Raw genomic sequence first — 11863 nt, 5'->3', positions numbered from 1 at the left:
CGAGTGATACGACAAGAAGGATTGACCAAATCAAAACTGCAATGGAAATTAAAAACATAATACAGTATCGTAGCTTTTATAAGACAACCCGCCCAGTATCGCCGTTACTCCAAGAAGATTTCATCGGGAACTATTATATCGAGGAGGCCACCGGTGAAAAACAATTTGGATGGTTTACCATGTACCATGGAGACCGCGACGGGTTTAGTACGCCTGAAGCTGGTATCGAGAATTTTTTACAGAGCTTTCTAGATATGGCAAAGGATGGCCAAGCTGTCTACGAGTTTTTACAAAATGCGGTAGATGCCGGCAGTACTCACTATACCATGGTTTGGGGTCAAGACGAGGTTGACGGAAATTATTACTTATTGGTTGCCAACAACGGTGAAATGTTTACACCAAACAGCATCCGATCCATTTTAAATGTCGGGTCGTCCACAAAAAACGCTGACAGCCGAACGATTGGCAAATTTGGTATTGGATTTAAGTTAGCGCATAGGCTTGTTGGAAAAGACAACGGCTTACAAGAGCTTATCAATGAGAGTTCTGGCCCCTTATTATTCAGTTGGAAAAACGACGAGCTTGCTAGGTTGGCAAAAGGTTCTGATCCAATGCCAATGGACATCCAAGTAACTAAAAACGAAAAAGGTGAAATCGTTATAAAAGATGAATATCCTTGGTTATTCAAAATATTAATCACCTGCTTCCCCTGCTTACCGGAAAACTCCAAGGTGGTGGATTTACCGAAAATGGTAACGGGTAAAAAAGCGGAGCTGTCTCCCTTTAGCAGGGCGGAGTATGAGGTTTTGTCGCGTTGGGTAAGGAAAAGCCGGCATATCCTTAGTAAGGAAACATACAACGAGGGAGCCTTATTCTTTATTAAACTTGGTTCAGGAAAAGAAACCGAGTTGGCCGAGAAGAATTTAAAGGGTGGTGTAAGATTCGCACTGGCTATTCTACGAGAAACGGCCGACGTAGGGACACGAAAAGACAAAATTCTCCAAACGGTTCAATTGAACGATGATGAGCCGATTACCTACCCCGACTTAAGTTTTATCAAGCTTACAGTAGATAAAGAAACGGACAGAGATACTTATGCGTATGTACGTTTTGGAGTTCATGACTATGAAGATTTAACCCTCGAGCAAAAGAAAAAGATCAGCCAAGAGTCAAATATCGAAGCCTTGTTTGGGTTTCGAAGGCATTTTCAAATTAGTGATTATTTCCTAGGTGCACCGAATTTGTACCTGTATTTCCCGTTGTCTGAAGAAGTACACAATTTCAACTATATTCTTCATTCAAACGCGTTTTACAAGGGAAGTTCCCGTACTTTCTTGCACAAAGGCAGTAGTAAAGAAGATGGAATTAATGAACGTCTATTTAAAACCATTGTCGATAAGGTTGATAGAGAGTTAGCCCGGTTGTCGAGTTCAACTAACGAAGAAGAAAGAGAGTTGTTCCTTGATTTTTATGCCGCCTTGCTAACTTCTGAGCGTAGCTTAAATCAAGATCGCAAGTGGATAGAAGAGCCTTATATCGACCAGATTGACAACCTATTGACAAAATACATACCAGTTAAATCTTCATATAATTCTACTGGTTTTGAGGTTTCTGACGATGTTGAAAATGTTTTTTTCAAGAAAACACAGGTGGATGTAGATCTTGATTCCTGGGACCTAGCCAACCTGAGATGGTTTTACTGGGGTGAAGAAGCCGACGTAAGAACACGGTTGAATGCTTTTTCCAAAATGGGTGTGGAGGAGTTTGGTATCTACGATTTACTCACCGCTCACGATTCGATTAGTGATCACTTGAATGAATGGATAAAAGACGACCCGGCAAAGGCCAAAGTTATCTTGCAAGAGATAGCCAATTTAGATGGAGAACTTGTGAAGGACCCTGTATTTAAAAAGAACCTTTTCAACACGAAGTTGCTGAAGTTTACTAACGGCGAGTTTATTAGTATCTCAGAATTCCAAGAGAAAGAAAGAGATGGGTACTTCATTATTTTCAACAAACTCAACGAGATTAGGGACTTGCTGAGTAAGTTGGGATTACTTTACACAAATGAAAACTTCGACGATTATAATTTCAACCCTAAATATTTCAGCTTTTTCACTGGTGATTCACAGGTAAAGAGTTACACGACTTTAACGAGACTGTTTAGTAAAGTTGTTGCTGACGAAAAGCTGGGGAAGCTAACAGTTAACGAAAAGCACAGGATATTTGAAGCATTTCGAACTTTCAATGAAAGCCCTGGTGAAAGGATGGGCGAGCTGAAGCTTGCCAGGAATAATAACCATGTGCACGCTTGCTTTAAAAATTTATATGCCAAATCAACTATACCCTGGTTACATAAATTTTGCATCAGTAGTGTAGAGAACCATGCTAGTTATAAAAACTACCTCCTTGATAAGCTAGAAGGTTTATACCAAGGCATTATATACCCCTACTGGAGCGAAGTTGCTAGTTATGTTGCAAATAACCCTGGTAGGGCAAAAGAGACCTTGGACTCAATAGTGGATGCATATGAAAAGAGCGACTGGCCGGAAAAGTATAATTTCCTTCTCAATACACCGACGCTGGTTATATTTAATTCCAGTGTTGTCGAATCGGAAAATGTATACTATAACAGTGACTTACTGGCTCTCCCGGATGAACGTTTTGAAAATATCCAGTCAACAGTTTTACGGTATTTCCAGGTCCACATACCAGATAAGTGCCTTCTTCCTTACCTTGATAAGCAGCCTTTCTCATCTGCTTGTTGTAATCTACAACTAGATCTGGAAGAAGCTGAAAGCAGTTTCGAGGACGTTGATAACTTATTGCTGTTCTCTAAGACCTGTGATCTTGGTTTTTTCGATTCTAATTATGTTCAATTTCAAAATGGTAAATATTGGATTGGATCGACTGTCAAGAAGCAGATATCAACTACGAAAACAGCCGTGGTTAATTACGTGGAAAAGTATCACTCTGGAGAGTTCGTGTTAATACCTGAAAACTTTGCTGGTTATAAGGGTGATATAGAGTTGACAGGCAGTAAATTGATAGAGCACTTGATCGGCCTGTTCAAGGAGTGTGAAAACTTAGAGCTAGAGCTAGATTTAGTTGAAATTATATTACAAGAGCGCTTTGAGGATAAAAAAAGTTTGCTTAAGAAACTTACCTATACAAACCTCGATGCTGGCTGGATCGAAGAACGGCAAAATGAACTTTATATCAAGTTATTAAAGGCAGTTATTGAGGGCGAGATTACGCCAACTGAATTACAAGAGATCCATAACAAGATTTCAATCTTCATGGGTGAGCAGCAGATTATCATTGGCGAGATTGATAGTGCCCATGACTCTATAGAAGTAACAAGAGTAGACAAGATGATAACTTTGTCACAGTCACAAGTTTTGAACCTTGAAAGTGCGGATAATATAAAGCTTATACAGTCGTTCCACGACGAGGCTAAGAAGCGGGACTTGGTTAACCAAACAACCGCTGACAAGCTTTTCAAACTATCCAGTACAGGGATTACCGAAGAGTTGGTTGAAAGGTTCAAAGATAGGCTGGAAGAAAACAAACTTGAAAACTCGCACCAACTGCTTTTTGTTTTACTATCTGGATATTTCAAGAAGGAAGATCTGAAAGATTATAGCCTCAAATCCTTTACTAATACATGGTATACTTTGGAGGACCAAGTCTTTTTCCCTACAGAAGAGAACCGTGAATTTGTTGATCACGTTCATGTATTAAGTGATGATTACAGTGATCTTCAATCATTGTTACAGTTAAATGACTTCGAGGCTTTTAACTATGGTGAGAATGAAGATGACTTAATGGCACCGAGGTTCCTTTTCGTAGGAGGTTGTAATCCGGAAGTGCTAGAGAGTGATGCAAATATTCATGATAAACTTACTTATTTATACAAGGGTTGGGCTAACACATTGCCGCAGAATAGGCACTATAAGCGAGGCCAAGACTGGGAGGAATACCTCGGCATACGGCCGCAAGAGTACTTATTGAATGGGATTTGCATAGCAGGGGAACAATTACCAGAGGAGTTCCTTGCTTGGCACAACAATGAAAAGAAGAAGGACGATTTCTTCATAGCAATAGGTATTCATGTTAATGAAAGCCCGCTACAAAAGCTAAGAAGGTACCTTATTGGGGAACTAAAACAACTGCCAAAAGAAATTGAAGTTGGTAAATTTAGCGACCAACTGCTTTTGAACACTTTGAACGGGGTTGCTGGGTCCTTTCTACACTTGAAAGCTGTACCATTAATCTTCCAAGAACATGACAAAGAACGATTAGCATTACTTGAGCAAATTGTGAATTCGCTAGTGGATTCTGAGGTTGGCCAGTACCCCGTAGTCATTCATAAAACCGATAACAGTTTCAGGATACTAGACTCGCATGAGAACAGTGTCTACTACATAAAGGAAGACCTGTACAACAAGTTGAAACTATTTGAAAGAAACAATCTGGAACAAGTATACGCTGCATACCCGTTGTTGCGGTTGACACCCTCACTCAACGAAAAGATTGTAGAAAATAGTATTGAACTAGAGTTTGAAATGCGTTTTGTCTTACAAGAAGATCGTGTAGAACATGACGAACCCTTTTATCGTCAATGGAAGGAAGAACACGAGATTGAATTATATAAGGAAAAAGAAATCCTTTATGATGTGTATATTGAAACTGAAGACAAAGATGTAAAAGTTGCAAGAATAGCAGATGGTTCATTTTACGTGGACGAACGAGACGATATTTCTAAGATCCATTATTTACAGAATAGCACGCTAGAAAATTTGCGTGAAGACTTGGGTGATGATTACGAAGAGCTTTCGGAGTCTATAGACGATTTGATACATAGGCGTAATGTAATGTTGGCAAGCATTTATAATACTTTAAATGCTGCAGGAAAAGGTGAAGTTAACAACGCACATTTGGAAGCTCTACAAGCTGCGTTCAAGGAGGAAAACCTGAAGCAAGAAAGAAATGAGCTTATTGAAGAAATTAAATCCAACAATGACTATTCCTATGAGTGGTTTGATTCGTATTTAAAGTTTCTGTTGACTTTTGAAAGTAAGCAAGATACTACCAAACAAAAGTCTATCTCCTTCCAAGCGATCAAACAGTACCTTATCAATGATGAAATATCCAATAGGTATTTTTTGCTTTGCGGTGCCAGCTCCATGATTCCTTTAAACATTGAGGATTTCGAAGATTTTAAGATTACGCTTGTTATTAAAAACAAGCAGAACGAGACCATCATAGTTGAGGGTGTCTCCAAAAAAGGGCAAGACCTCTTGATCTACTGCAGGGAACCTATTACGCAGGCCACTATACGTTTATTCAAGGATGTCATACAGGTCAAGATTAGCTTTTCACCAGTAATTGACTTGCTACAACGCCTTTATAATGCCTTTACTAATAGGCATTACTTGGAAACATGGGAGGAGATCAAAGATGTGCTACCAAGCTTGCACTTTATATATGGACCCCCAGGTACAGGTAAGACAACAACGCTTTGCTGTTCGATAATAAATGGCATAAAGGAGAAGTACAATGCGAGATACCTAATATTGACCCCTACCAATAAAGCAGCCGACGTGCTGTGTAAGAAGCTGTTAATACCTGCTGCTAATCCCAATGATAAAGTGGGAATAAAACTAAAGGAATTAGCCAAGGCTAGTAAACATGTCTCTATCACGAGGGTGGGTAAGCCAACTGACCCCGAGCTCGAAGCCCTACAAGAAAGTGTTTATAGCGATTCAGTGGATATGAAGCTGCTGGACTGTACCAATGTCATCGCTTCTACGATACACCGCGTTCCCTATTTCGAAGTGTTTGACGAGGACAATGATGAAAGTTTGAGGCTTTTCGAACTACCTAACCACTGGGATTACGTCATTTTCGACGAGTCGTCGATGATCAACTTACCCTACTTGGTTTTTGCTATATTGTCTATTTACAAATTTAATCCTAATGCAAAATTTATCGTGGCTGGCGATCCTAAACAAATACCACCGGTCGTAGATGTGAATGATAAAGACTTGGAGGAGCTGGATATACAGGATGAAAACGTGTATACAATGATGTCTGTGAACAGCTTTAAGCGTTCAGAACAAGTGCTGCGTGGAATTGATAAGATAACTAACCTAGAAACCCAGTATAGGAGTGTAAAACATATTGGCCAACTCTTTAGCTCGTTGTCTTATAGTGGGTTGTTGAAACATGACCGGGAGCAACAGAACGACAAGGCAAAAATCCTACCTGCCAGTTTTGCTAAACTTCTCAATAAAAACGTGACGTTTATTGATATACCGCTAAACGTGGATAACTCCATCTTTAAAATAAGTAAGCTACTATACAGTTCTTACCATATTTACAGCGCAATATTCGTAGCGGAGCTTTTAAAGTACTTGGATTCATTGTTAGATGCCAAGGAAAGTTGGACAGTTGGGTTGATTGCTCCTTACAAAGCACAAGCAATCTTGCTCAATAAACTGGTAACATCATATGGTTTATCAGAAAAGCTGAAAGTGTATTCGGATACAGTACACGGTTTCCAGGGCGACGAGTGTGACATTGTATTCTTCATTTCCAATCCCAATAATTATTACTACACTGGTCACCCCCGGTGCCTCTTGTCGAAAGAGTACATCTATAATGTAGCTATTAGCAGAGCAAGAGATTACCTGGTTATTTTGCACCCATTTGAAAGCATCAAGGCAAATACTTTTATCAACTCCGTTTGTTCATCTTATGACAAATATTTCGAGCACCCGGTTATCCGGAAATCTTCAGATTTCGAGAAACATATTTTTGGCCAAAAGGATTTTATAGAGAAGAACAGTTATATAACCGGCCATGATAACGTGAATGTATTTGGGCAAATAGAGATGAAATATTTTATTAAGGCAAATGAAGGTGCTATTGATATTCAGTTGAGAAAATTTGAGAGTTAGGCTTTTTAGAGTTGAAGGAAACTATAGTAGTAAATTTATTTGTGGTTATGCCGACGCTGCTTAGATAATTTGCTATTTATTAACGAGTTATGGATATTTTTTGAATGAAACTTTAATGAAGAATCTGAAATCTGGACTTATTTTTGTTATTTCGTAGTAATAAGTAGAAGAGTATCTAATGGCACAAACAGAACAAATAAGGGAAAAACTGAGACCTGGCAAGGTGTACCGTCGGGAGGACCTGGAACAGTATTCCTCTTCTGTTGACCGTGACCTTAGTAACTTGGTGCAGGAAGGTGCACTACGTAAAGCAGCTCGGGGCGTTTATTACGTTCCTCGAAAAACGGCTTTCGGCCAAGCTCCTCCTGAGGATAAGGAATTGGTACGAGGGTTTTTAAAAGACAATCGTTTCCTGCTTACCTCACCAAATGCGTATAATAGCCTTGGCGTAGGCACTACCCAGCTTTATAACCAGCCTGTCGTTTATAATCACAAGCGTCATGGCACTTTTAAGCTCGGGAACCGCTCTTATAGTTTCCGAGTAAAGCCACACTTCCCAAAGCAAGTAACTGAGGAGTTCCTGCTGGTAGACCTGGTAAATAATCTAGCTCAACTAGCAGAGAATGGAGAAGAGGTATTAGCTAGAGCGGCAGATAAGGCAAAAGAGATGGACGGTCCAAAATTGCGAGCTGCTGTACGGCAGTATGGTAATGTGCGTACACAAAAGTTGTTTTCATCCTTTTTGCAGAATACTCCCTAATGGCCTCTATTTACCTGCACGAACATTCCCAATTTGCCGATTTGTTAGCTATTGTTGCGGAAGCAAAAGGGATACTACCCACGCTGGTAGAAAAAGATTATTGGATCATGCATGTATTGCATGGTCTAAAGAAACAGGCGCTGAAATTTGAACTCAAAGGCGGAACTTCTCTATCAAAAGGGTATGGCATTATTCACCGGTTTTCAGAAGACATCGATATTCATATACACCCGCCAGCGGAGCTGGGCGTTGAGGTAAACCCGAAGAAAACCAAAGAACAACATGTTCTTTCACGAAAAAGTTTTTATGACTGGCTGGCCGCTAACCTTCAAATCGATGGGATTGAAAAAGCTGAGCGAGACACAGCATTTGACGATGAGGATGCTTATCGAAGTGGGGGAATTCGCCTTTTATATGATTCACTAACAGAACCAATCACAGGGGTAAAATCCGGAATTTTACTGGAAGCAGGGTTTGATACCGTCACACCTAATAAGGAACTTACCATATCCTCCTGGGCACTAGACTATGCCTTGGAAAGCGAAGTGCCGGGATTGATCAATAACCAGGCAATAGCGATAGCTTGCTATCATCCGGGGTATACTTTTGTGGAAAAGCTGCAAACCATTGCCACTAAGTTTCGCAAGGAGCAGGAAGGTGCTGCCAAGCAGCTAAACTACATGCGTCAGTATTATGATATTTATTGCTTGCTGAACCATCCCGAAGTGCAAAGCTTTATAGGCACAGCAGAATATGAGACTCACAAGCAAAAGCGCTTTCCAAAAGCAGATTTACAGGTTCCGCTTTTAGAAAATGAAGCGTTTTTATTGTCTGATCCTGAGATCCGCGCAGACTTTACAAAACGCTATGAAGCAACAAAGAACCTTTATTATCAAGGGCAACCCAATTTTGAGGAAGTACTTGCTCGGATCAGGGATAATTTAAATAGACTATAGACTTCATTTAATGCAATAACCATTTTCAACGCTCATAAGAGTGCCTTTAAGCTGTTTAGGGCATATACAAGACTTTGGGTTTCATAAATATCTATTCAGGTGTATTAAATTAGGAAGATGGATCCTATCGTATTATCACGGAAAGAGCTTTATGAATTGGTTTGGCAGGAGTCAATGCTATCACTTTCCAAGCGATATAATATATCGGATGTTGGCCTTCGTAAGATGTGTATCCGCATGGAAATACCTGTTCCGCCAGCAGGGTATTGGACGAAAGTTCAATTTGGGAAAAAGGTTAAGAAAACTGCTCTTTCTGCAAATTATAAAGGAGAAGAAACCGCCAAGTTACGATTGAGGGATGAAAACAATCCTGCGGCTGATCGTAATTCACCTTCACTTAGAACATTGAAAATTCAGGAAGTGGAGAGGGATGGATCACTTTCTTTGCAAATTCCAGAAAAGTTGTTGAAACCAGATCCATTAATTGCACAAACAAAAATCATTCTTTCAAAGCAAAAGCCAGATGGATATAATTACATAGGCATTGTGTCATCCAGCTATGATGGTTTGGATATACGGGTGGCTAAAACAAATGTAGATCGTGCACTTCTGTTCTTTGATACATTGATCAAAGCATTTAAAGCACGGGGACATACCGTTGAAATCAGAAATAGGAAAACTTTGGTGATTGTTAGCGGTCACGATTTTGAGCTATTTCTAAGGGAAAAAATGCGAAAAGAAACAGTTCAGGAAAGAACCTGGACGAGGCAAATATTTCATCCCAAAGGAATTTTAGCCTTGCAGGTAGGGGGCTGGTATGGCCGAGAGTATAAAGACGGGAGCATCAGGTTGGAAGAGCAATTGGCCAAAATCATTGCTGGTCTGGAGTTATCCGCAGCACAACGCACAGAACGAGATTTGGCATATGAAAAAGCCAGAATAGAGCGTGCAGAAAGGGAGCGGCTGGCAAAAGAGCTGCAGGAAAGAAAGCAACAAGATCTTATTAACTTTAAGAAGTTGCTCATTGATTCAGATAGGTGGCATAAGGCTGAAAACCTGCGCAGGTATATTCATGAACTGGAAGTCAGGGCTGAAAAGAACCGGTCTCCTGAGACTCAGGAATGGCTGGCATGGGCAAAAAGAAAGGCCGATTGGTATGATCCGTTCATTGAAAGCCCTGACGAGCTATTGGCTGATGTCGACCAGAATACTTTAGAGTTTCCTAAAAAGCCATACGGGTACGTTTGGGGTTATTAGAGTTAGCTACAGGTGAATCTTGATGAACTGATTTATCGCGTTTAAGTCACCTAAAAAGTTCGAAAGTTGTAAACAACTGCCCGCAGATTAATAAAAGCCGCTTCCTGAGCGGCTTTTGTCGTTCGAAATGTCCCTTTCACTTCCCTCTTTAAAGAATTCAAAAATTTGCATACAGAAGTTCTCTTTTTGAGAACTTGGTAATATATTTGCTGTATCCATGAAGGTTCATCTTATCAAAAGGCAAACCATCGAAGATTTTGTAAAGGCAAATGCTCAAAGCAGGCGTTCTCTCGAAGACTGGCTGGAAAAGGTAAGATATGCGGGTTGGAACTTACCAGAAGATATGCAAGACACTTTTGGTTCTGCAGATTTATTGGGTAATGGTTCTAACAGAGTAGTCTTTGATATCGCAGGCAATAACTACAGAATGATTTGCAAATATGTTTTTGGAGAGAAGCAGGTGCATTTATTTGTATGTTGGATTGGCAGTCATGCCGCCTATGATAAGCTGTGCAAGAAGAATGAACAATACACAGTAAACATTTATTAATTATGGAAACGCTTAAATACAGAGTCATTAAAACGAAAACGCAGTACAATCAATATTGTAAGGAGTTGGAAAACCTTTTGGAAAAAGAAGGAGGTAAGCGAATGCAGGATGAGATCGACCTATTGACCCTATTAATTGAAAAGTGGGACAGTGAACACAATAGTTTTGATGAGGTAGACCCCATTCGACTTCTTCATTCATTAATGGAAGAGCACAACATCAAGCCAAAAGATTTAGTCCATCTTTTAGATGTCAGCAAAGGGTATGTTTCCGAAATCCTGCATTATAAAAAGGGGCTATCAAAAGACGTGCTTCGTAAGTTGTCTAAGTATTTTAAAGTGTCGCAGGAAGCATTTAACCGGCCTTATAAATTAAAAGTGGCTGAGAACTCCCGGTTCAAGAATGCTAGCGTCATGAACACAACAAAGAAATTAGTGCCTTCTTAATTCATTTATAAATGCAATTATTTCTTTTAAATCCTGAACAAAAAAGTTCGAAAGCTGTCCCTGGTAGCCCGCTGATGATGGTTCCACATTTCTTGAACGGCTTATCACTTTGTTCCGTTAGAAAATCAACCGAACGCCTTTTAAAGCGGGAGCCTTTTGACAGAAAGAATTACGCCTTCAGGCTGTGTGACGACGATGCATGTGGCGAAGCATCGTAAACTACTTCTGCAAGGTTAATGCGCTTTCCTTTTATATCAGTTCTGTCCAAACAGGTAACTGTCTGCTCTGGGTCCCGGCGCACGGGCATATTGATAAATCCGTGGCAAAGCGACCGGTTGTTCAATTTGCCCCCGCACCAGTTCTACCGATGATACTTCATATTTTGAAAACATTCGTTGCAGGTCAGACTCAATCAGGTTGCTGTTTAAAATTGGAAACATGAATGTGCATACCAAAAGAAAGGATAAAGAAAAACTCGAAAGAAGAGCAAGATATTTAGCGAAGAACGCAAGATTAAGTCAGCTACTGTGGTGCTTAAGGCAAGATCAGAATAGAGATAGCCTTTTCACCGGAGATGTGGAGACACTTTTCTTTACCGGAAGATGCTTGAAACAAGCGTACCTTCAACCGTATTGTTTTGTTCCAAGGTTAACGGTGGCCATGAATATTTTGGTATTTAATTTAAGTGTAAACATTATTGGCAGCGATCTTGTGCAATTGTTTTCTGCTTACGGCGAAGTAAGTTATGCTGCTGTTGTGCGTGATAAAATTAGCGGCCGCTCCAAAGGCAGTGCTTTTTTGGAGATGCCGCACGAAGCCGAAGCAGAGCAAGCGATTTTAGCTCTCAATCGCATGCTGCTTGACGGCAAAAAGATTGTGGTGCAGGAGGTTGCTTACAAACCGGGCGAATTCAACAATTAAACAAGCCT

8 protein-coding genes are annotated in these 11863 nt (G+C 40.2%); 7 read left to right on the top strand and 1 reads right to left on the bottom strand.

All coding sequences use genetic code 11. The annotated features are described in order from the left end of the window. Positions 1 to 41: 41 nt before the first annotated feature. The 6 genes from FSB75_RS04915 to FSB75_RS04890 all read left to right on the top strand — a co-directional run bounded on the left by FSB75_RS04915 (position 42) and on the right by FSB75_RS04890 (position 10934). Complete coding sequence (locus FSB75_RS04915; protein ID WP_146783642.1) at positions 42 to 6965, top strand: AAA domain-containing protein; 6924 nt, start codon at positions 42 to 44, stop codon at positions 6963 to 6965. Between the two features lie 178 nt (positions 6966 to 7143). Beyond that, a complete protein-coding gene (locus tag FSB75_RS04910; RefSeq protein ID WP_146783639.1) occupies positions 7144 to 7725 on the top strand; it encodes a hypothetical protein in 582 nt (193 codons plus the stop codon). Further along, the gene (locus FSB75_RS04905) at positions 7725 to 8681 is read left to right on the top strand and encodes a nucleotidyl transferase AbiEii/AbiGii toxin family protein (RefSeq protein ID WP_146783636.1); all 957 of its coding nucleotides are present in this window, start codon (positions 7725 to 7727) and stop codon (positions 8679 to 8681) included. Before FSB75_RS04910 ends, FSB75_RS04905 begins: the two co-directional genes overlap by 1 nt. A gap of 117 nt (positions 8682 to 8798) precedes the next feature. Continuing rightward, entirely contained in the window at positions 8799 to 9938 is a 1140-nt protein-coding gene (locus FSB75_RS04900; protein WP_146783634.1) for a hypothetical protein, read from the top strand. Between the two features lie 217 nt (positions 9939 to 10155). Continuing rightward, a complete protein-coding gene (locus tag FSB75_RS04895) occupies positions 10156 to 10488 on the top strand; it encodes a type II toxin-antitoxin system HigB family toxin (RefSeq protein WP_146783631.1) in 333 nt (110 codons plus the stop codon). 2 nt (positions 10489 to 10490) lie between these two features. Next, entirely contained in the window at positions 10491 to 10934 is a 444-nt protein-coding gene (locus FSB75_RS04890; RefSeq protein ID WP_146783628.1) for a helix-turn-helix domain-containing protein, read from the top strand. A 254-nt stretch (positions 10935 to 11188) separates the two neighbouring features. On the opposite strand, the gene FSB75_RS04885 is transcribed toward FSB75_RS04890, so the two are convergent. Beyond that, positions 11189 to 11374: a hypothetical protein gene (locus FSB75_RS04885; RefSeq protein ID WP_146783625.1), complete on the bottom strand. Its 186-nt coding sequence runs from the start codon at positions 11372 to 11374 to the stop codon at positions 11189 to 11191. A 220-nt stretch (positions 11375 to 11594) separates the two neighbouring features. Here FSB75_RS04885 and FSB75_RS04880 point away from each other — a divergent pair, with 220 nt between their 5' ends. Further along, complete coding sequence (locus tag FSB75_RS04880) at positions 11595 to 11855, top strand: RNA recognition motif domain-containing protein (RefSeq protein WP_146783622.1); 261 nt, start codon at positions 11595 to 11597, stop codon at positions 11853 to 11855. Positions 11856 to 11863 lie beyond the last annotated feature (8 nt).

The sequence above is a fragment of the Flavisolibacter ginsenosidimutans genome (genome assembly GCF_007970805.1).
Taxonomy (GTDB): domain Bacteria; phylum Bacteroidota; class Bacteroidia; order Chitinophagales; family Chitinophagaceae; genus Flavisolibacter; species Flavisolibacter ginsenosidimutans.
Note: the sequence above shows the minus strand (reverse complement) of the source record. Positions and strands in the feature narration are given on the sequence as shown.

What these genes read in the sequence shown, in the direction of transcription:
- FSB75_RS04915 (WP_146783642.1), top strand. Translation starts at nt 42, where the DNA reads ATGGAAATTAAAAACATAATACAGTATCGTAGCTTTTATAAGACAACC.
- FSB75_RS04910 (WP_146783639.1), top strand. Translation starts at nt 7,144, where the DNA reads ATGGCACAAACAGAACAAATAAGGGAAAAACTGAGACCTGGCAAGGTG.
- FSB75_RS04905 (WP_146783636.1), top strand. Translation starts at nt 7,725, where the DNA reads ATGGCCTCTATTTACCTGCACGAACATTCCCAATTTGCCGATTTGTTA.
- FSB75_RS04900 (WP_146783634.1), top strand. Translation starts at nt 8,799, where the DNA reads ATGGATCCTATCGTATTATCACGGAAAGAGCTTTATGAATTGGTTTGG.
- FSB75_RS04895 (WP_146783631.1), top strand. Translation starts at nt 10,156, where the DNA reads ATGAAGGTTCATCTTATCAAAAGGCAAACCATCGAAGATTTTGTAAAG.
- FSB75_RS04890 (WP_146783628.1), top strand. Translation starts at nt 10,491, where the DNA reads ATGGAAACGCTTAAATACAGAGTCATTAAAACGAAAACGCAGTACAAT.
- FSB75_RS04885 (WP_146783625.1), bottom strand. Translation starts at nt 11,374, where the DNA reads ATGTTTCCAATTTTAAACAGCAACCTGATTGAGTCTGACCTGCAACGA.
- FSB75_RS04880 (WP_146783622.1), top strand. Translation starts at nt 11,595, where the DNA reads ATGAATATTTTGGTATTTAATTTAAGTGTAAACATTATTGGCAGCGAT.